Origin of the sequence: Streptomyces sp. AK010 (genome assembly GCF_014207295.1) — a bacterium.
Taxonomy (GTDB): Bacteria; Actinomycetota; Actinomycetes; order Streptomycetales; family Streptomycetaceae; genus Streptomyces; species Streptomyces massasporeus.
In genome coordinates, this window is record NZ_JACHCX010000010.1 from 241,910 (window position 1) to 261,163 (window position 19,254).

Annotated in this window: 17 protein-coding genes; 9 read left to right on the forward strand and 8 right to left on the reverse strand. The window is 73.7% G+C overall.

Annotated features, from left to right (window positions below):
• Positions 1 to 157: 157 nt before the first annotated feature.
• The 3 genes from HDC93_RS20985 to HDC93_RS20995 form a co-directional block, all read right to left on the reverse strand.
• Positions 158 to 664 carry a nuclear transport factor 2 family protein gene (locus HDC93_RS20985; RefSeq protein ID WP_031106701.1) on the reverse strand — a complete coding sequence of 169 codons (507 nt, stop codon included), beginning with the start codon at positions 662 to 664 and terminating at the stop codon, positions 158 to 160.
• A complete protein-coding gene (gene folP / locus HDC93_RS20990; RefSeq protein WP_185012405.1) occupies positions 661 to 1,551 on the reverse strand; it encodes a dihydropteroate synthase in 891 nt (296 codons plus the stop codon). Before folP ends, HDC93_RS20985 begins: the two co-directional genes overlap by 4 nt.
• Positions 1,552 to 1,622: 71 nt before the next feature.
• The gene (locus HDC93_RS20995) at positions 1,623 to 3,458 is read right to left on the reverse strand and encodes a phosphatidylglycerol lysyltransferase domain-containing protein (protein WP_185012406.1); all 1,836 of its coding nucleotides are present in this window, start codon (positions 3,456 to 3,458) and stop codon (positions 1,623 to 1,625) included.
• A gap of 230 nt (positions 3,459 to 3,688) precedes the next feature.
• Between HDC93_RS20995 and HDC93_RS21000 the strand changes: the two genes are divergently transcribed.
• Positions 3,689 to 4,807 carry an esterase family protein gene (locus HDC93_RS21000; RefSeq protein ID WP_185012407.1) on the forward strand — a complete coding sequence of 373 codons (1,119 nt, stop codon included), beginning with the start codon at positions 3,689 to 3,691 and terminating at the stop codon, positions 4,805 to 4,807.
• 134 nt (positions 4,808 to 4,941) lie between these two features.
• Positions 4,942 to 6,396 (forward strand): hypothetical protein, encoded by a 1,455-nt coding sequence (locus HDC93_RS21005; RefSeq protein WP_260419675.1) that lies wholly within the window; start codon positions 4,942 to 4,944, stop codon positions 6,394 to 6,396.
• 66 nt (positions 6,397 to 6,462) lie between these two features.
• Here the strand turns inward: HDC93_RS21005 and HDC93_RS21010 are convergent, their stop codons facing one another.
• Both HDC93_RS21010 and HDC93_RS21015 read right to left on the reverse strand, forming a co-directional pair.
• Positions 6,463 to 7,797, reverse strand: a complete 1,335-nt coding sequence (locus tag HDC93_RS21010; protein ID WP_185012408.1) for a PH domain-containing protein — start codon at positions 7,795 to 7,797, stop codon at positions 6,463 to 6,465.
• On the reverse strand, positions 7,794 to 8,324 hold the full coding sequence (locus tag HDC93_RS21015) for a PH domain-containing protein (protein WP_185012409.1): 531 nt from the start codon (positions 8,322 to 8,324) through the stop codon (positions 7,794 to 7,796). The genes HDC93_RS21010 and HDC93_RS21015 overlap by 4 nt, the downstream gene beginning before the upstream one ends.
• Before the next feature lie 31 nt (positions 8,325 to 8,355).
• On the opposite strand from HDC93_RS21015, the gene HDC93_RS21020 reads away from it, so the two are divergent.
• Complete coding sequence (locus tag HDC93_RS21020) at positions 8,356 to 9,507, forward strand: NADH-quinone oxidoreductase subunit D (protein ID WP_185012410.1); 1,152 nt, start codon at positions 8,356 to 8,358, stop codon at positions 9,505 to 9,507.
• Between the two features lie 120 nt (positions 9,508 to 9,627).
• Here HDC93_RS21020 and HDC93_RS21025 read toward each other — a convergent pair whose 3' ends face one another.
• Entirely contained in the window at positions 9,628 to 10,623 is a 996-nt protein-coding gene (locus tag HDC93_RS21025) for an SAM-dependent methyltransferase (protein ID WP_185012411.1), read from the reverse strand.
• A 118-nt stretch (positions 10,624 to 10,741) separates the two neighbouring features.
• Between HDC93_RS21025 and HDC93_RS21030 the strand changes: the two genes are divergently transcribed.
• Positions 10,742 to 11,935, forward strand: a complete 1,194-nt coding sequence (locus HDC93_RS21030) for a sensor histidine kinase (RefSeq protein WP_185012412.1) — start codon at positions 10,742 to 10,744, stop codon at positions 11,933 to 11,935.
• A 57-nt stretch (positions 11,936 to 11,992) separates the two neighbouring features.
• The gene (locus HDC93_RS21035) at positions 11,993 to 12,661 is read left to right on the forward strand and encodes a response regulator transcription factor (RefSeq protein WP_097218660.1); all 669 of its coding nucleotides are present in this window, start codon (positions 11,993 to 11,995) and stop codon (positions 12,659 to 12,661) included.
• A gap of 149 nt (positions 12,662 to 12,810) precedes the next feature.
• On the opposite strand, the gene HDC93_RS21040 is transcribed toward HDC93_RS21035, so the two are convergent.
• Entirely contained in the window at positions 12,811 to 13,917 is a 1,107-nt protein-coding gene (locus tag HDC93_RS21040; protein WP_185012413.1) for a DUF5937 family protein, read from the reverse strand.
• A 159-nt stretch (positions 13,918 to 14,076) separates the two neighbouring features.
• Between HDC93_RS21040 and HDC93_RS21045 the strand changes: the two genes are divergently transcribed.
• Complete coding sequence (locus HDC93_RS21045; protein ID WP_185012414.1) at positions 14,077 to 14,262, forward strand: hypothetical protein; 186 nt, start codon at positions 14,077 to 14,079, stop codon at positions 14,260 to 14,262.
• On the opposite strand, the gene HDC93_RS21050 is transcribed toward HDC93_RS21045, so the two are convergent.
• Positions 14,255 to 15,436 (reverse strand): low specificity L-threonine aldolase, encoded by a 1,182-nt coding sequence (locus HDC93_RS21050; RefSeq protein WP_185012415.1) that lies wholly within the window; start codon positions 15,434 to 15,436, stop codon positions 14,255 to 14,257. The genes HDC93_RS21045 and HDC93_RS21050 overlap by 8 nt on opposite strands.
• A gap of 181 nt (positions 15,437 to 15,617) precedes the next feature.
• Here HDC93_RS21050 and HDC93_RS21055 point away from each other — a divergent pair, with 181 nt between their 5' ends.
• The 3 genes from HDC93_RS21055 to HDC93_RS21065 are packed head-to-tail and all read left to right on the forward strand — an operon-like array spanning position 15,618 to position 19,251.
• On the forward strand, positions 15,618 to 16,547 hold the full coding sequence (locus tag HDC93_RS21055; protein WP_185012416.1) for a Rossmann-like and DUF2520 domain-containing protein: 930 nt from the start codon (positions 15,618 to 15,620) through the stop codon (positions 16,545 to 16,547).
• Positions 16,544 to 17,545 carry a pantoate--beta-alanine ligase gene (gene panC / locus HDC93_RS21060; protein WP_185012417.1) on the forward strand — a complete coding sequence of 334 codons (1,002 nt, stop codon included), beginning with the start codon at positions 16,544 to 16,546 and terminating at the stop codon, positions 17,543 to 17,545. Before HDC93_RS21055 ends, panC begins: the two co-directional genes overlap by 4 nt.
• Positions 17,542 to 19,251: an L-aspartate oxidase gene (locus HDC93_RS21065; protein WP_185012418.1), complete on the forward strand. Its 1,710-nt coding sequence runs from the start codon at positions 17,542 to 17,544 to the stop codon at positions 19,249 to 19,251. The genes panC and HDC93_RS21065 overlap by 4 nt, the downstream gene beginning before the upstream one ends.
• Positions 19,252 to 19,254: the final 3 nt, after the last annotated feature.

Consider the following 19,254-nt stretch of genomic DNA (forward strand, 5'->3'; position numbering starts at 1 on the left):
TGCGCGCACGGACGGGACCGGGCCACGGGGTGGGGGCTTTGGCCGGGCCCGGCAGGGTTCATCCAGCGTTTCTCCTGGGGAATCCGCCGGTGCGCAGGTTGGTAGCCGCCCCTACCCGGGCGTCCGTGATTCCAACCACTTCCTGCTGCCTACCCACTCAGGCGGGGGTGTCGTCCTGTTCGTCCTCGTCGGTTTCCGCCAGGACCGGGGAAGCGTGGTGCGACCAGAGTTTCCACCCCTGGGGCGTGCGCCGGAACACGTTCGTGGCGACCACGAGCTGCCCGACGAGCGGTCCGAGCTCCTCGCCGGCTCCTTCGGGGGCGGGGCCGCCGCTGAGGATGTTCTCGGTGCAGTTGACCAGGGCGGTGTCGCCGGTGACGGAGACGTGCACGTCGGTGAGGAAGAACTGGATGTAGTCGGTGTTCGCCATGATCAGCGCGTACGACCGGAGGACTTCGCCGCGGCCGGTGAGGACGGGCCAGCCGGGGTGGACGCAGGAGACCACGCCGGTGTCGGCCGGGTCGTGGTACGACTCGTCGACGCCCAGGTCGGCGGGGGTCAGCCAGAGCGACGCCAGTTCCTCGAAGTCGCCCTGTTCCAGTGCCTCGTAGAAGGCGGTGTTGGCGGCCTCGACCTGCTCGACGTCGGTGTGCGGGGCGCTCACCGGGCTCCTTCTGCGCCGGTGCCCGTGCTGCGCGCCCCCGCGATGGCGCGGGCGACCCGGACGGCGTCGGCGGTGGCGCGTACCTCGTGGACACGGACCGCCCAGGCGCCGGCGTGTGCGGCGAGTGCGGAGACGGCGGCGGTGGCGGCGTCGCGTTCGCGTGCGGGGGGTGGGGGGCCGTCGGGGCCGGCGAGGACGCGGCCGAGGAAGCGTTTGCGGCTGGCGGCGACGAGCAGTGGGTGGCCGAGGGTGAGGATCCGGTCGAGGGCGGCGAGGAGGGCGAGGTCGTGTCCGGCGTCCTTGGAGAAGCCGAGGCCGGGGTCGACGACGACGCGCTCGGGGGCGATGCCGCCGGCCAGGACGGCCTCCACGCGCGCGTGCAGCTCGTCGACGACTTCGGTGACGACGTCGGTGTACTCGCCCCGGACGTTGCCGCCCTGGAGGAAGCCGCGCCAGTGCATGACGACGAAGGGGGCGCCGGCGTCGGCGACGGCCGGGATCATGCGGGGGTCGGCGAGGCCGCCGCTGACGTCGTTGACGAGGGCGGCCCCGGCCGCGAGGGCCCGTTCGGCGACGGAGGCGCGCATGGTGTCGACGGAGACCGTGACGCCCTCGGAGGCCAGGCCGCGGACGACGGGGACGACGCGGCGCAGTTCCTCGTCCTCGTCGACGCGGGTGGCGCCGGGGCGGGTGGATTCGCCGCCCACGTCGACCAGATCGGCGCCTTCGGTGACCAGGTCGAGGCCGCGTTTGACGGCGGCGGTGGTGTCGAAGAAGCGGCCGCCGTCGGAGAAGGAGTCAGGGGTGACGTTCACGACTCCCATGACCGCGCAGCGGTCCCATTCCGGTAGGCCCGCCACGCGCCCGCGTCCGCTCTGGTTGCTCATATGTTCAGCGTAGGCCCCGGCGGGGGCCGTCAGGCGCTGCGGCCCGGGCGACGGCCCCGTGGGTGGCGGGGTCATGCCGCCCGGACGTCCCGTTCCGCGGTGGTGGCGTGGGCGCAGGGGCGGGGGGTGGACAGGCGTCGGCGGCGCAGGAAGCGCGGCAGGGGCAGGGCGAGGGTGACGAAGCCCTCGGCCTGCATGGCGGCGAAGCCGATGCGGGGCAGGTCGGCGGAGGCGCGGTAGACGACGAAGCGGGGTTCCCAGCGTGGCTGGAACTTGGCGTTGAACTTGTAGAGGGACTCGATCTGGAACCAGCGGGAGAGGAAGACGAGCAGTCCGCGCCAGGCGCGCAGCACGGGTCCGGCTCCGATCTTCTCGCCGCGGGCGAGGGCCGCGCGGAACATGGCGAAGTTGAGGGAGACGCGTGCGATGCCCAGCTTGGGGGCGGCCTGGAGGGAGGCCACGATGAGCAGTTCGTTCATGCCGGGGTCGGCCGAGCGGTCGCGGCGCATCAGGTCCAGGGAGACGCCGTCGGTGCCCCAGGGCACGAAGTGCAGGATCGCCTTGAGGTCGCCGTAGGGGCCGGGGTGCTCGTCCTGTTTGTGGGCGGTGGCGATGAGGCAGTCGCCGTCGGCGGGGTCGCCGACGCGGCCCAGGGCCATGGAGAAGCCGCGTTCGGTGTCGGTGCCGCGCCAGTCGTCGGCGGCCTGGCGGATGCGCTCCAGTTCGGCTTCGCCGAGGTCACGGACACGTCGTACCCGGGTTTCGTAACCGGCGCGCTCGATGCGCTTGACCATCTGGCGCACGTTGCGCATCGCGCGGCCGGCGAGGGAGAAATCCGCGACGTCCACCACCGCCTCGTCGCCCAGTTCGAGGGCGTCGAGCCCGGTCTCGCGGGTCCACACCTCGCCGCCGGTCTCGGAGCAGCCCATGACGGCGGGGGTCCAGGAGTGGGCCTTGGCCTCGTCCATGAAGCGTTCGATGGCGCCGGGCCAGGCCTCGACGTCGCCGATCGGGTCGCCGCTGGCGAGCATCACGCCGGAGACGACGCGGTAGGTCACGGCCGCCTTGCCGCTGGGGGAGAAGACGACGGCCTTGTCGCGGCGCAGGGCGAAGTGGCCGAGGGAGTCGCGGCGTCCGTGCTTGTCCAGCAGGGCGCGCAGGCGGGCCTCGTCCTCCTCGGTGAGCTGTGCGGCCGGGTGCTCGGGGCGGAAGGCCAGGTAGATGGTGGTGACGGCGGTGAGCAGGCCGAGGGCGCCGAGGGAGAAGGCGACGGTCCAGGAGGTGTCGCCCTGGTAGCCGACGGGGCCTTCGAAGCCGAACAGGCCGTAGATGACGTGGGTGATGCGGTCGGCGAGGCTGGGGTCGCCGATGATGCGCTTGCCGTGCACGCTGACGACGATCAGGCCGAGCAGGAGTGAACCGGCGCTCATGAGGACGAAGTTGGCGAGGGCCCGCCAGCGGCTGCGCGGGTCGGGCAGGGCGTTGAACTGGTCGCGGTGGCGCAGCAGGGGAGCCAGCAGCGCCAGGGAGATCAGTGTGCCGACGAGCGAGTGCCGGTAGGTGAACTGCGCGACGGCGCCGGCGGGCAGGAGCGCGACCGCTGCTCGCCAGGCCCGGCGCTTGCCGCGCTTGAGGCCGTGGGCGAGGAGGAGCAGCAGCACGCCGGTGCTGAGGGACAGGGCGGCCGCGAACGGGCCGAGCGCGCCGGGCAGGACCTCGGCGATGGCGTGCATCCTGCTGTGCCGGAAGCGGGGGAAGACGCCGGCGGCGATGTCCAGGACGCCCACCAGGGCGCAGGCTCTGCCGACGAGGACGGGGACGGCTTCGGGGCGTGGCCCGCGCAGTATCCGGCGTATCCGGCCCGGACGGGCCGAGCCGCTGCCGCGACTCGGAACCGCGCCCGACATTTCCTCATCTGTCCTGACAGACATCGCATCCCGTAGTTCTGCGAGAGACCTTGGATCCGGTGCCGATTCGGGCATCCGGCGACATTGCGCCCTCTAGGACGGTGTCTTGGGGGAAGAGGTTCACTCCCCACGTCAAAGCCGTTTCAAAGGCCGAGGAAAGTCCGGGACAAGCCCTTGCGAAGGTGTGAACGCGAGGGCCCGGGCGGAGAGCGCGAGCAGGTAACCGACGTATGGGTCTGACGAGCAACAAGGTGCTGGTCCTGGTGGTGCTGTCCGCCGTGCTGCTGTTCGCCGGCACGGTCTGGGTCTGGCCACGGCTGGCCCGGCGCAGTTGGCGTGCCGTGGGCGGGCGGGTCGGTCTGCTGCTGGGCACCCAGCTGGCGCTGTTCGCCGCGGTGGGCCTCGCCGCCAACCAGGCCTTCGGGTTCTACGCGAGCTGGGCCGACCTGTTCGGGCAGGAGAAGGACCAGGGTGTGGTCGTCGACCACACACCGGGCGGCGGCCCGCTGGAGGTGACCGGCTCGCGCCGGGTGCCGGGGGCGGGCGGTGCGCTGCCCCAGGCCGGCGGGCGGGTCCAGCAGGTCGGCATCGTGGGCCGTACGACCCGTATCGCCACGCCCGCGTACGTCTATCTGCCGCCGGAGTACTTCCAGCCGCGGTACCGCACCCACCGGTTCCCGACCGCCGTCGTGCTGACCGGCTATCCGGGTACGGCGTCGGCGCTGGTGGAGAAGCTGCGTTATCCGCGTACGGCACTGGAGCTGGCGCGGGCGGGCCGGGCGAAGCCGATGATCCTGGTGATGCTGCGGCCGACGGTGGCGCCGCCCCGGGACACGGAGTGCGTCGACATACCGGGCGGGCCGCAGACCGAGTCGTTCTTCGCGAAGGATCTCCCCGACGCGTTGCGCTCGCACTACAGGGTGGCGGAAAAGCCGGGCGGCCTCGGCATCATCGGCAACTCCACGGGTGGCTACTGCGCGCTGAAGATCGCCCTGCACCATCCCGATGTGTACGCGGCGGGGGCGGGCTTGTCCGCGTACTACAAGGCGCCGGTCGACGCCACGACGGGCGATCTCTTCCAGGGCGACAAGGCGCTGCGCAATCGCGCCGACCTGGGGTGGTACGTCGCGCACATGCCCGCTCCCGATACGTCCCTGCTGGTCAGCAGCAGCAAGCAGGGAGAGGGCAACTACAAGGAGACGCTGAGGTTCATCGAGCGGGTGGAGGGCAACGGGCGGACGCGGATCTCGTCGATCATCCTCGAAAGCGGCGGCCACAACTTCAACACCTGGCGGCGTGAGATTCCGGCGGCGCTGGAGTGGATGAGCGGGCGGCTGGGCGGCCGTTGAAATGATCTTGGGAATTGGATGAGCGGTCGATTCCGCTTCTTCCCGAGTTCTGATGTGGTGTGAACGTTTCGGTGTGGCTTTGTTTTTGCGGGGCGGGTCACCAAGATTCGCCTACGCGCGGTAAGTTTCTGGCCATGCCACGTGGACGTCACCGCCATTCCCCGCCCCTGCACAGGATGCTGCCCCCGTCGGCGATCGCAGGCGTCTCCCTCGTCTGCGCCCTGGGGCCCTGGGTGTTCACGGAGCCGATGGTGCTCCGCGGCCTGGCCGCGGCCGCCGCGGCGACGGCGGTCATCGGCGCGTTCGTGCTGCGCCGTTGGGACGCCCAGGCGGGCAAACGCGTCGCCGACCTCACGCGCGCGCGTGCGAGCGACGAGTGGCGCTTCGAGGAGCGGGTCGCCGAACTGGAGGCCGACCTCGAGGAGTCGCGCGAGCTGCGCGGGAAGCTGGAGCAGCGGCTGCGCGCCAAGCGTACGGAACTGGCCGGGCTGCGCAACGAGCACGCCGCGCTGCTGCGCCGGTACGCCACGTCGGAGACCGAGCGCGCGAGCGTCCTGGAGGAACGCCGGATGCTCGAGATAGAGGCGACGGCTCCGGTGCGGGCCGCGCTTCCGGCGAGTGCGTCGGACACGGCGGACGCCGAGCCGGAGCCGGACGAGACGGCCGCCGATCTCGCCGTCGAGGAGGGGCCCGAGGTCCCCGCAGTGTTCTCGCCCGAGGGTTCCCGGCTGTTCCTGCGGGCCGCTGCCGCGCTCGCCCGGTTCGACGGCGAGACGGTCCCTGTGCCGGACCCGGACGGTGGCGGCGACGGCGACGGCGCCCCGAAGGACGAGGACGCGGAGCCCGCGCAGAAGCCGAAGCCGAAGCCGGAGCAGACGGAGCCGCGGGAGCAGGCGCCGCAGGACGAGACCGAGGCACAGGGGCGGTCCGAGGCGGCCGACGGGCACGAGCGGGCGACGGCCGAGACGGACGGTGAGCGTTCCGCGCAGGCCGCCGAGGCCCCCGCGCAGGCCGCCGAGGCCCCCGCGCAGGCCGCCGAGGCCCCCGCGCAGGCCGCCGAGGCCCCCGCGCAGGCCGCCGAGCCCCCCGCGCAGGCCGCAGAGGCCCACGAGCCGGCCGTCGGCACCTTCGAGCCGGCTGCCGAGGCAGCGGCGTCGGCCACCGAGACTTCCGTGCGGCCCGGCGGCGCCGGGCAACTCCCGGAGGCCGCGCGGCCCGGGGAGACGGCCCGGCCCGAGGAGACGGCCCGGCCCGAGCAGCCCGGAGGCCGGCCCTCCGGCCACTACACCGTGCCCACCGCCGTGGCCGTCCCGCCGCAGGCGCCGGTGCGGCGCCCGTCGGCCGGGGGCGGGTTCGACTTCTTCGGCACGAAGGCCGGCGCGTCCCGGGCGGCCCTGGAGGCCGTGCAGAACGAGGACCTCGCCGATGTCGTCGGCCAGGAGGCGCTCGCCCTGCACAAGGCCGAGACCGAGGCCCGCTACAAGCCGGTCGACGAGGAGTCGCGCGGTATCGGCCAGGTCATCGACCTGACGGCGCACGACGAGACGGAGCAGATCGACGTACAGGGGCTGCGCAGCGCGGTGTCCTGAGGCGCGTTCGCAAGCTGGTCACGACGGAGGGCCGCCCGGAACCGGGGGCCCTCCGTGCGTCGTCGGTCACGCCATCCAGCGGTCCGGCCGTGCGTCCCTGCGCCCCGTCCGGGACCGCTCCGCCTGCGCCGCCAGCAGCTCGCGCGCCTCGGCCGCGTCCCGCAGCCGGGCCCGCACCGTCTTGTTCGCGCCGGTGTCCACACACACGTCGGCGACGCCCCGGGCCCGCTCCCACGGCCCCTGCGTCATCCGCACGCTCTGCACCTTGGCGTGCGGTACCAGCGCCAGGCTCCGCCGCAGCAGCCCGGACCGGGCCGCGAACACCGCGTCCGTGACGGCGAGTCCGTAGCCGCGCCACCACAGCGGCACGCACCAGCGGGCCCTGCGCGGCGCCGGTGACAGGGCCGCGGGCTCCGGCACGCTCACCCCGGGCAGCACGCGCGCGACGACGTCCTCGGCGATCTCGCGCGGAGCGACCGGCACCAGCACGGAGTTGGACGAGCCGGCCACGTCCAGCTCGACGCGCACCCATCCGCGCCGCCGCCACAGCAGCGGCTCCACGAGCCGCACGGTCTGGACGCGGCCGGGCGGCACCGTCTCATGGGCCCGGTCCAGCAGCCCGTGGTCGATGCGCAGCCCGTCGGGCGACTCGCCCACCGTCCAGTCGTACTCGGCGACGAACCGCCCGACGCTGCTCGCGCCCGCCGCGCCCAGCAGCGGCAGGGCGACCGCGAGGACCGTCCACAGGCTGTGGGTGAGCAGCCACAGCACCGGCGGCACGACGAGCGCCGCGGCCAGCGACAGCCAGGTCGCGCCCGTCAGCACCAGCGACCACGCGAGCACCCGGGGCGGCACCCGCAGCAACTGCCGGGACGGGGCCTCGCCGACCTCGTGCGCGGTCTCGGGGGCGAAACCGGCCGCCCGGGCGAGCAGTTCGGCCCGCAGCGTCCGCGCCTCGTCCGCGCCGAGGAAGGCCAGTTCGTCCTTCTTGTCGGTTCCTATGACGTCGAGTTTGAGCTTGGAGACGCCCGCGACCCGGGCCAGCAGCGGCTGGGTGATGTCGATGGCCTGGATCCGCTCCAGCCGGATGTGCGCGGTGCGCCGGAAGACGAGCCCGGTACGGATGCGCAGTTCGCTCTCGGTCACCGCGAAGTGCGTGAACCACCAGGAGCAGAAGCCGTAGAGGGCGGCGGCCGGGACGAGCACGGCGAGGCCGATGAGCAGCGTGGTCGTCGTCAGCCGGGTCAGTTGGCGCTGCGCCCCGTCGGGGTCGTGCACGGCCCAGCCGATGAGCACGGCGACCGGCGCCCAGGCGCGGCGCAGCGGGGTGACGGGGTGCAGCCGCCGCTCGGTGACCCCGGCGACGGCCCCGGAGGCCTCGGCGGCCCCGGGCGCCGTCACAGCCCCGCCGACCGGGCTTCGCCCAGCTCGGTGAGCCGGTCGCGCAGCCGCTCCGCCTCGGCCGGGTCCAGGCCCGGGATGGTCGCGTCGGTCGCCGCGGCGGCCGTGTGCAGCTGCACGCTGGCCAGCCCGAAGTGCCGCTCCACGGGCCCGGAGGTGACCTCGACCAGCTGCATCCGCCCGTACGGCACGACCGTCTCCTCGCGCCACAGCACACCCCGGCTGATCAGCAGGTCGTCGGCCCGCTCGGCGTACCGCCAGGAACGCCAGTTGCGCTCGGTCATCACCCAGCCCCAGACCATCAGCGCCAGCGGCGGCAGCGCGAAGGCGGCCCAGGCGGGACCGGCCAGCAGCCCCGGCAGCAGCCCCGCGGCCAGGGCGATCAGCCCGAGCCACACGACCAGCAGCAACCGGCGCATCTTCAGCAGGCCGGGCGGCAGCGCGATCCACACCGGCTCGTTCCCGACGGCCTCGATCGTGCCCTGCGGCCCGTCCGGCCCCGTGTTCTGCGCACTCCCCGTCTCCATGGGGCCAGCGTACGTAGGGGAGACTGTGTCCATGACTCCTACGACGGAGACCATGGTCGGAATCGGCGGCGCCGCGGAGAGCACCGACATGGTGCTCAACATCGGGCCGCAGCACCCCTCCACCCATGGCGTGCTGCGGCTGAAGCTCGTCCTGGACGGCGAGCGCATCAGGCACGCGGAGCCGGTGATCGGCTATATGCACCGCGGCGCGGAGAAGCTGTTCGAGGCGCGCGACTACCGCCAGATCATCATGCTCGCCAACCGCCACGACTGGCTGTCGGCGTTCTCCAACGAGCTGGGCGTGGTCCTCGCCGTGGAGCGGATGCTCGGCATGGAGGTCCCCGAGCGCGCGGTGTGGCTGCGCACGCTGCTCGCCGAGCTGAACCGGGTGCTCAACCACCTGATGTTCCTCGGCTCGTACCCGCTGGAGCTCGGCGGGATCACCCCGATCTTCTACGCCTTCCGGGAGCGCGAGGAGCTCCAGCACGTCATGGAGGAGATCTCCGGCGGGCGGATGCACTACATGTTCAACCGGGTGGGCGGTCTCAAGGAGGACCTGCCGGCCGGGTGGACCACGCGCGCGCGTGCCTCCGTCGCCGACGTGCGCTCCCGCATGGACCGCTTCGACGACCTGGTGCTCGGCAACGAGATCTTCCGGGGCCGCACCCGGGGCGTGGGCACCCTCACCGCCGAGGCCGTGCACGCCTACGGGGTCAGCGGGCCGATCGGGCGCGCCTCGGGCGTCGACTTCGACCTGCGCCGGGACGAGCCGTACCTCGCCTACGGCGAGCTGGCCGATGTCCTGAAGGTGGTCACCCGGCAGGAGGGCGACTGCCTCGCCCGCTTCGAGTGCCTCCTGGAGCAGACGCACAACGCGCTCGACCTGGCCGAAGCCTGCCTGGACCGGCTCGCCGAGCTGCCGCCCGGGCCGGTCAACCAGCGGCTCCCGAAGGTCCTGAAGGCGCCCGAGGGCCACACGTACGCGTGGACCGAGAACCCCCTCGGCATCAACGGCTACTACCTCGTCAGCAAGGGCGAGAAGACCCCGTACCGGCTGAAGCTGCGCTCGGCGTCGTACAACAACATCCAGGCGCTGACGGAGCTGCTGCCGGGGACGCTGGTCGCCGACATGGTGGCGATCCTGGGGTCGATGTTCTTCGTGGTCGGGGACATCGACAAGTAGCGCCTGGAAGACCGATGAAGATCGTGCTCCGGCCGCCGGGACCGCCCCGGACTGCCGGTACATGTCAATCGCCACGAACCGGTGCAAGCCGGGCGCAATTCCAAGATCTTCAGGACACTCCTAGAAGGGGTCCTCGACGCCGAGGGGCTGCACCAGCCAGCCGAAGTCGCCCAGCCCGCCCGTCGCGGTGAGCTCGGCGGCCTCTCCGGCGCTCGCGAGGGCGCGCACGTATGCGGCGGGGTCGGTGGAGGCCAGGGTGAGCGGAGGGCGTCCGCCGGTCACGCCCAGGGCGCGCAGCGCCTCGCGCTGGGGGAGCACGCGCCCGCCGGGCAGCGCGCACGCGTCCAGGGCGACATGGGCCGTGAGGTCGCAGGAGCCGTCCGGGACGGGTGTGGTCTCGCGGCCGTCCCGGAACCCGGTGAGCGTTCCGAACGGCGGCCGGGTGTCCGCCGTGTGCGCGTAGTCCACGGCGACGGCGAGACCCTGCCGGAGCGTCGCGACCGCCGTGGCCCAGGCCTCGTCCCGGGACAGGCCGATCTCGGCCCGCAGGCCCTCCTCGCCCGGCAGCGGCCACCACCGCTCCAGCCACCGCGCCGGGTCCCCGTCCACCGGCTCGCCGAGCCGCTCGGTCCCGTCCTCCCGGACCAGCACCAGCCGCGCGACACCAAAGGCGTCCACCTCCGCGACCTCCACGGGGACGTTGTCCAGCCACTCGTTGGCGAACAGCAGCCCGGTCGTCCCCCGCGGGGGCTCGGCCAGCCACTCGATCCGGTGATCGAGCCCCGCGGGCCGCTCGGCGATCTCGACGGCGCACACGCGCGTGCGGGCCGCCACGTCCGCGGGCAGAGCGGCGAGTACCCCGCCGGCCAGCTCGCCCCGCCCGGCCGCCATGTCGACGAAGTCCAGGACCGCGGGCCGCCCCAGCGCCTCGTCGACGCGGCACAGCAGCCGCGCCACGGCCTGGGCGAACAGGGCCGAGGCGTGCACGGACGTCCGGAAGTGTCCGGCCGGCCCCTCCGTGCGCCGGTAGAAGCCCCCCGGCGCGTACAGGGCGTCCTGCGCCGCCGCACGCCACCCGCGCCACTCCTGCCACTCATCCCTCGTTCCTGCCGTCACCGGGCCAGGCTATGCGGACACAACGCACGCAACTCCACCTTGCGGAGTACGCGCGCCCGGTGCGGATCGGTCCTCCGGTTGACCCCTGCACCTATCGGGCTTCCCTACGCTGGGTTACGTGCAGCGCGTCTATGACTTCCTCCGCAGGCACCCGATGTGGGTCGACGGCTTCTGGGCCGTTGTCCTCCTCGGGATTTCGGTAGTGGGCGGGGCGGCGGGCGAGCAGGTCGGCCCCTGGGCCGTGGTCGTTCCGATCACGCTGCTGCTGAGCCTCGTGGTCGCGCTGCGCCGCCGCACGCCGGAGAAGATGCTGCTGCTCGCGGCGGCGGTCGGCGTGGCGCAGCTGGTCACCGACGTCGCGATCCTGCCCGCCGACTTCGCCATGCTGGCGATCGTCTACACCGTCGCCGCGGAAGGCGCCCGCTGGGCCTCCCGCTTCGCGCTGGCCGCCGGTCTGTGCGCGGCCCCTCTGGCGCAGCTGCGCTGGTCGACCGAGCAGACGGGGGTGGCCGGCGACATCGCCCTGGCGATCCTGCAGACCGTCCCGTTCGCCCTCGCCTGGGTGCTCGGCGACTCCATCCGCACCCGCCGCGCCTACTTCGCGCAGCTGGAGGAGCGCGCCGCCCGCCTCGAGAAGGAGCGCGAGGCGCAGTCCAAGGTCGCCGTCGCCGCCGAACGGGCCCGGATCGCACGCGAGTTGCACGACGTCGTCGCGCACAACGTGTCGGTGATGGTGGTCCAGGCCGACGGCGCCGCCTACGTTCTCGACGCCGCGCCCGACCAGGCGAAGAAGGCCCTGGAGACCATCTCCTCCACCGGCCGCCAGGCCCTCGCCGAGATGCGCCGCCTGCTCGGCGTGCTGCGCACCGGAGAGCACCAGGAGGCCGGCGAGTACGTGCCCCAGCCCGATGTGCAGCAGATCGAGGACCTCGTCGAGCGGTGCCGCACCTCCGGACTGCCCGTCGACTTCAAGGTCGAGGGCACCCCCCGCCCGCTGCCCAGCGGCGTCGAACTCACCGCCTACCGCATCGTGCAGGAGGCGCTCACCAACACCCGCAAGCACGGCGGGGCCAACGCGGGCGCGAGCGTGCGACTGGTCTACTTCGACGACGGACTCGGCCTGCTCGTGGAGGACGACGGCAAGGGCGCCCCGCACGAGCTGTACGAGGAGGGCGGGTTCGACGGCCAGGGCCACGGCCTGATCGGCATGCGCGAGCGGGTCGGTATGGTCGGCGGCACCCTGGACGCCGGCCCGCGCCCGGGCGGAGGATTCCGCATCAGTGCACTGCTGCCGCTCAAACCCGCGCACTGACACCGGCGCACGCCCCCTGCTGACACCTGTAACGACTCCCCCAATGGAAGAGGCCCGATGACGATCCGCGTGATGCTCGTCGACGACCAGGTGCTGCTGCGCACCGGGTTCCGGATGGTGCTCGCCGCCCAGCCGGACATGGAGGTCGTGGCAGAGGCGGGCGACGGCGTCGAGGCCCTCCAGGAACTGCGGACGACCGAGGTCGACGTGGTGCTGATGGACGTCCGCATGCCCAAGCTCGACGGTGTGGAGACGACCCGCCGGATCTGCGCCGACACCGACCCGCCGAAGGTGCTCATCCTGACGACCTTCGACCTCGACGAGTACGCCTTCTCCGGGCTGAAGGCGGGCGCCTCCGGCTTCATGCTCAAGGACGTGCCGCCCGCCGATCTCCTGGCCGCGATCAGGGCCGTGCACAGCGGTGACGCGGTCGTGGCGCCCTCCACCACCCGGCGGCTGCTGGACCGGTTCGCGCCGATGCTGCCGGGCACCAAGCAGCCCCAGCACAAGGAGCTGGAGCGGCTCACCGAGCGCGAGCGCGAGGTCATGGTGCTGGTCGCGCAGGGCCTGTCCAACGGCGAGATCGCGGCGAGGCTGGTGCTGTCGGAGGCGACCGTGAAGACCCACGTGGGCCGCATCCTGACCAAGCTCGGGCTCAGGGACCGGGTGCAGGTCGTGGTGCTCGCCTACGAGACGGGGCTGGTGAGGGCCGGCGGACACGGCTGATCCTGCGCGCGCAGGTGATCGGTAGGCGGGCACGTGATCCGTACGCGCGCACGTGATCGGTAGGCGGGCACGTGATCCGTACGCGCACGCGTGATCCGTAGGCGGGCACGTGATCCGTACTCGCGCACGGCTGATCCTGCGCGCGCCCGCTACCTGAGGATCCCCTCCAGGAACTCGCTGCCGAGCCGGGCCACCACCGTCACGTCCAGCTGGTGCAGGACGTAGCGCCCGCGGCGGCGGGTGGTGATCAGGCCCGCCTTCTTCAGCACGGCCAGGTGCCGGGATATCTCCGGGGCCGTCATGCCGTGCACCCGCGCCAGCTCGCTGGTGGTGTGCGCGCTGCGGGCCAGATGGCGGCACATGCGCATCCGGACCGGGTGGGACAGCGCGGTCATCCGCATGGCCAGCTGCTCCAGGGTCTGCGGGGCGGCGAGCTCCGGGGAACCGACCGGGTAATGCAGCACCGGCTGCCAGCCGTACCGGTGCAGGACCATCAGATGCGGCCATCCCAGGCTCGTCGGGACGAGCAGCAGGCCGCCGTCGCCCGTGGACGTACGGCCGTCGCCCAGCTTGTCCACCGTGATCCGGCCGGCGGCCTCGTCGAGGGTGATCGCCGGGGACACCGCGGCCAGCGCCTCCGCCAGGCCCTTGCGCCGCAGCAGGTCCGTCTTGTGCCGGGCGTCCGCCGCGAGCTGGTGGCGCAGCCGGGCCCAGGCCTCCGCGAAGAACGCCTCGTCGCAGTCCCGGAGAAACTGCCGCAGCCACGCCCGGATCCGGGGCGGGTCGGCCAGCAGCCGCTCCCCGAAGCGCAGTTGCCGCGGACCGCGCGCGGCGGCCAGGTCCAGCGCCCGGCGGCGGGTGTCGGGGTCGGACAACGCCGTCGGCCCGTGCTCGCCGTAGCCGGTGGCACAGGTGAACTCCAGCGCCGCGTCCACGAACTGCTCGTCGGACAGCTTGTCGAGCTGGTCCAGCTCCTCGGCGAGGGTGGCGCCCGGGAGCGCACGCCGGTCCGGCAGGCCCGCCCAGGGCAGGAACAGGTCCGAGAACGTCGTCCGCCACAGGAAGTCCGCCTCGCACATCCGGTCGGCCAGATGCGGGTCGAGCCGGGCCGTCACGCCCGTCACCCAGCCCTGCAGACCCGGGTGGTGCGCCGGTTCGGACAGCGCGTGCAGCGCCATGCCCAGCTCGGCCAGGGGCGAGGGCACGACGGCGGCCTCCTCCGGCCGCAGCCCCGCGATGTCGATGTGCACGCTCATGACCTCATGGTGCACCCGGCCACCGACAACGCCCCCGTCGATTGACGGGCCCCGTCAATCGACGCGACGCCGCCCCCCGCGCGGGCGCACGGTGGATCCACCGGGGCAGCCGCGGAGCCTTCGGACCTCCATCACCCCGTCCCGCAGAGGCGATTCACCTTGAGCGTCACGCAGCAGCACCTCCTCGACACCTACCGCGCCCTGACCCTCGGCGAGCCCGCGCCGCCCGCGCCGGGCACGCACGACCGGCGGGTCGTACGGGAGCGGCGCGACGCACGGCGCTCCCGCGCGGGCCGCAACGTGCTCCGGGACGCCCTGAGCCGGTGGCGGCGGCGCCCTACCTGACCTGCTCCGGCAGCCGGGCCGTGAACTCCGCCACCGCCGCCTTCACGTCCTCGGCGGTCCACTCCAGGCCGTCGGCCCGTACGTGCACCTCCGTGAGCGCCAGGCCGGGCCCGCCCCGGTCCCAGCCGCTTCCGAACAGGACCACCCCGGTCTCCTCGGCCGTGCGGACCGCCGCCTCCGCGAGGAGCTCCGGCTCGTACGGCAGCCACACCTGGAAGTCGTGGGTGTGCGGCACCTCCGGGTGCACGCGCGCCCACGGCACCCCGGCCGCAGCGAACCCCTCGCGCAGGGCGGCGGCCACCACGCGCGCGTGGGCCACGTACTCCGGCAGCCGGGGCAGCTGCCGCTCCAGCCCGACCAGCGCCGACAGCGCCGTGGGGAACTGCTGGAAGACCATCCCGCCGTACCGGTGCCGCCAGGTCCTCGCCTCCTCGACGAGCTCCTTCGGGCCGGCGAGCGCGGCGCCGCCGAAGGCCTCCAGGGACTTGTAGAACGACACGTAGACACTGTCGGCCAGGCCCGCGATCTCCGCCAGGGGCCTGCCGAAGTGGACGGTGGACTCCCACAGGCGGGCCCCGTCGAAGTGCACCACCGCGTCCCGATCCCGCGCGGCGTCGACGACCTCGGTGAGCTCCTCCCAGGTGGGCAGGACGAAACCGGCGTCCCTGAGGGGCAGTTCCAGCATCAGCGCCCCGAACGGCTCCTCGAAGTCGCGCACCTCGGCGGCGGTCGGCATCCGCGGCTCCCCGGTCAGCCGCACCGGGCGCAGCCCGCCCACCTCGCTGAACGCGTTCCGCTCGTGCACCTCGGGATGGCTGAGCGCGTGCAGGGCGACGGTCGGGTTCCCGGTGCGGCCCGCCCAGCAGCGCAGGGCCACCTGCTGGGCCATCGTGCCCGTCGGGAAGAACACGGCGGCCTCGGTGCCGAGCAGCCCGGCCACCTTCGTCTCCAGCGCCTCGACGACACCGTCGCCGTACACGTCGGACAGCTCGTCCAGGTCGTGGACGCCCTCCGCCTCCTCCAGCACCGCCAGGCGCTCCCTGAGGGTGCGGTGGAAGCCGAAGCGTGCGAACACGCGCCGCGCGGCGCGGTGGGCGGCCAGCCGCCGCTCCCGCAGCCCTGCACCCCGGTCCTCGTCCGTCATCTGATCGTCGTGTTCCGCCGTATCGGTCATGCCCCGGATCCTCCCGCGCGTCCCTGGGGCGGGGCATCCGCATTTCCTCACGCCGTTCCGGGAACGCCGCACACGTGTGCACAGCCTGTGGACGACCGAACGCCCCCCGAACCGATCGCGTTAACATGACGAGAAATCGTCCGGTACCCGGAGCGGACTGGAACGGGAAGGCCGCCGTCGAGTGAACACAACCCCACAGCCAGACCCCAAGGACCGCCCCGCGCGGCTCACCGTCGGCGTCGTCGGCGCCGGCCGCGTGGGCCCCGCGCTGGCGGCGTCCCTGCAGCTCGCCGGGCACCGCCCGGTCGCCGTCTCCGCGGTCTCGGAGGCCTCCCGGCGCCGCGCCGGGCAACTGCTGCCCGACGTGCCGGTGATGCCGCCCGCCGAGGTGCTCCAGCGGTCCGACCTGGTCCTGCTGACCGTTCCCGACGACGCTCTGCCCGACCTGGTCACCGGCCTCGCCGACACCGGCTCCGTCCGGCCCGGGCAGCTCCTCGTCCACACCTCCGGGCGGTACGGCACCCGGGTCCTCGACCCCGCCCTGCGCGCGGGCGCCCTGCCGCTCGCCCTCCACCCCGCGATGACCTTCACGGGCACACCCGTGGACGTCCAGCGGCTGGCCGGCTGCTCCTTCGGCGTCACCGCCCCCGAGGAGCTGCGCCTGGCCGCCGAGGCCCTCGTCATCGAGATGGGCGGCGAGCCGGAGTGGATCGCCGAGGAGAACCGGCCGCTCTACCACGCGGCACTCGCCCTCGGGGCCAACCACCTGGTCACGCTGGTCGCCCAGTCCATGGAGCTGCTGAGCGCGGCCGGGGTCGCCGCCCCCGACCGGATGCTCGGCCCGCTGCTCGGCGCGGCCCTGGACAACGCCCTGCGCTCCGGCGACGCTGCCCTCACCGGCCCGGTCGCGCGCGGCGACGCGGGAACGGTCGCCGCGCACGTGACGGAGCTGCGCCGGCACGCCCCGCAGACCGTCGCCGGGTACCTGGCGATGGCCCGCGCGACCGCCGACCGGGCCCTGGCCCACGGCCTGCTGAAGCCGGAACTCGCCGAGGACCTCCTCGGGGTACTCGCCCATGGGACCGACGGCACCGAAGGGGACGCCCGATGACCACCACCCTGCTGCGCACCGCGGGCGAACTCCACGCACGCACGCGTACGGGCCGGCGCGCCGTGGTGATGACCATGGGGGCGCTGCACGAGGGCCACGCCACGCTGATCCGCACCGCGCGCGGCATCGCCGGGCCGGACGGCGAGGTCGTCGTCACCGTCTTCGTCAACCCGCTCCAGTTCGGCCAGGGCGAGGACCTCGACCGCTACCCGCGCACCCTGGACGCCGACCTCGCCCTCGCCGAACGGTCGGGCGCGGACGTCGTGTTCGCCCCCGCCGTGGACGAGGTCTACCCGGGCGGCGAGCCCCAGGTCCGCATCACGGCGGGCCCCATGGGCGAGCGCCTGGAGGGCTCCTCCCGCCCCGGCCACTTCGACGGCATGCTCACCGTCGTCGCCAAGCTGCTGCACCTGACCCGCCCCGACGTCGCCCTGTACGGCCAGAAGGACGCCCAGCAGCTCGCGCTGATCCGCCGCATGGTGCGGGATCTGAACTTCGGCGTGGAGATCGTCGGCGTGCCCACCGTCCGCGAGGAGGACGGCCTGGCCCTGTCCAGCCGCAACCGCTACCTGTCGGCCGCCGAGCGGCGCACCGCCCTCGCCCTGTCCGGGGCCCTGTTCGCGGGCCAGGACCGGCACGCAGCGCAGGAGGCACTGCGTGCCCGGGCCCGCGAAGTGCCCGCCACGCGTGCGCGTGCCGAGGCGCTCAGCGCCATAGGGGAGTCCCGCGCGGCAGCCGACGCGCACGCCGTGGCGACCGCCGTCCCGGGCGGCCCGGCGGCCGTCCGCGCGGCCGCCCGCCAGGTCCTCGACGAGGCCGCCCGTCTCGAACCGCCGCTCGCGCTGGACTACCTCGCCCTGGTCGACCCCTGCGACTTCACCGAGATCGGGGACGACTTCACCGGCGACGCGGTCCTCGCCGTCGCCGCCCGGGTCGGGGCGACCCGGCTGATCGACAACGTCCCCCTCACCTTCACCAGCTTCGGAGCCGCCTCGTGACGACCACAGGCATACGACTGCACGCCCCCGCCGCCGGGTGGTCCATCGCCGCGGACGTGGTCGTCGTCGGCTCCGGCGTCGCCGGGCTGACCGCCGCCCTGCGCTGCGAGGCCGCCGGCCTGCGCACGGTCGTCGTCACCAAGGCCCGGCTCGACGACGGCTCCACCCGCTGGGCCCAGGGCGGCATCGCCGCGGCCCTCGGCGAGGGCGACACCCCCGAGCAGCACCTCGACGACACCCTGGTCGCGGGCGCCGGACTGTGCGACGAGGACGCGGTCCGCCTCCTGGTCACCGAGGGCCCCGACGCCGTACGCCGCCTCATCGAGACCGGTGCGCGGTTCGACGAGTCCTCCGAAGGCGACCTCGAACTGACCCGGGAGGGCGGCCACCACCGCCGCCGCATCGCGCACGCCGGCGGCGACGCCACCGGCGCCGAGATCTCCCGCGCCCTGGTCGAGGCCGTCCGCGCGCGGGGCGTGCGCACCGTCGAGAACGCGCTCGTCCTGGACCTCCTCACGGACGCGGACGGCCGTACCGCCGGGGTGACCCTGCACGTCATGGGGGAGGGCCAGCACGACGGCGTGGGCGCCGTCCACGCCCCCGCGGTGGTCCTCGCGACCGGCGGCATGGGCCAGGTGTTCTCCGCCACCACCAACCCGTCGGTGTCGACGGGCGACGGCGTGGCACTCGCGCTCCGGGCGGGCGCGGAGGTCAGCGACCTGGAGTTCGTCCAGTTCCATCCGACCGTGCTGTTCCTGGGACCGGACGCGGAGGGCCAGCAGCCCCTGGTCTCCGAGGCCGTGCGCGGCGAGGGCGCCCACCTGATCGACGCCGATGGTGTCCGCTTCATGGTCGGACAGCACGAACTCGCCGAACTCGCCCCCCGCGACATCGTCGCCAAGGGCATCCTGCGCCGCATGCTGGAGCAGGACGCCGAGCACATGTACCTCGACGGCCGGCACTTCGGCGCGCAGATGTGGGAGCACCGCTTCCCGACGATCCTGGCCGCCTGCCGCGCCCACGGCATCGACCCGGTCACCGAACCCATCCCGGTCGCCCCGGCCGCCCACTACGCCTCCGGCGGCGTCCGCACCGACTCCCACGGCCGTACGACCGTCCCCGGCCTGTACGCGTGCGGCGAGGTCGCCTGCACCGGTGTGCACGGAGCCAACCGGCTGGCGTCCAACTCCCTGCTCGAAGGCCTCGTCTACGCCGAGCGCATCGCGGACGACATCGTGGCGAACGGCCTGCCCGCGCGCGTGCCCCAGCCGGTCCCGCACCCCGAGATCCCCGAGCACCCGCTGCAGACCCCCGAGGCCCGCTTCGCGATCCAGCGGATCATGACGGGCGGGGCGGGCGTCCTGCGCTCGGCCGGCTCCCTCGCCAAGGCCGCCGACCAGCTCCAGCGCCTGCACACCGACGCCCGGGAGGCCCTCGCCGAGCACGGCAAGACGGCCGAGGCCGGCGTCGACACCTGGGAGGCCACCAACCTCCTGTGCGTGGCCCGCGTCCTGGTCACCGCCGCCCTGCTGCGCGAGGAGACCCGGGGCTGCCACTGGCGCGAGGACCGCCCCGAGCGCGACGACGCGGCCTGGCGCCGCCACATCGTCGTGACCCTGAACCCGGACCGCACGCTGGCCGTGCAGATCACGGACACCACACACTTCCCCACGACCCTCCCGCCCCAGGCCCCCCAGGAGCAGTGACCG

Bases quoted from the DNA above. Each gene is read 5' to 3' on its own strand.
- HDC93_RS21020 (WP_185012410.1), top strand. From the start codon at position 8,356: ATGACTCCTACGACGGAGACCATGGTCGGAATCGGCGGCGCCGCGGAG.
- HDC93_RS21000 (WP_185012407.1), top strand. From the start codon at position 3,689: ATGGGTCTGACGAGCAACAAGGTGCTGGTCCTGGTGGTGCTGTCCGCC.
- HDC93_RS21050 (WP_185012415.1), bottom strand. From the start codon at position 15,436: ATGACCGATACGGCGGAACACGACGATCAGATGACGGACGAGGACCGG.
- panC (WP_185012417.1), top strand. From the start codon at position 16,544: ATGACCACCACCCTGCTGCGCACCGCGGGCGAACTCCACGCACGCACG.
- folP (WP_185012405.1), bottom strand. From the start codon at position 1,551: ATGAGCAACCAGAGCGGACGCGGGCGCGTGGCGGGCCTACCGGAATGG.
- HDC93_RS21040 (WP_185012413.1), bottom strand. From the start codon at position 13,917: ATGAGCGTGCACATCGACATCGCGGGGCTGCGGCCGGAGGAGGCCGCC.
- HDC93_RS21015 (WP_185012409.1), bottom strand. From the start codon at position 8,324: ATGGAGACGGGGAGTGCGCAGAACACGGGGCCGGACGGGCCGCAGGGC.
- HDC93_RS21035 (WP_097218660.1), top strand. From the start codon at position 11,993: ATGACGATCCGCGTGATGCTCGTCGACGACCAGGTGCTGCTGCGCACC.
- HDC93_RS20995 (WP_185012406.1), bottom strand. From the start codon at position 3,458: ATGTCGGGCGCGGTTCCGAGTCGCGGCAGCGGCTCGGCCCGTCCGGGC.
- HDC93_RS21005 (WP_260419675.1), top strand. From the start codon at position 4,942: ATGCCACGTGGACGTCACCGCCATTCCCCGCCCCTGCACAGGATGCTG.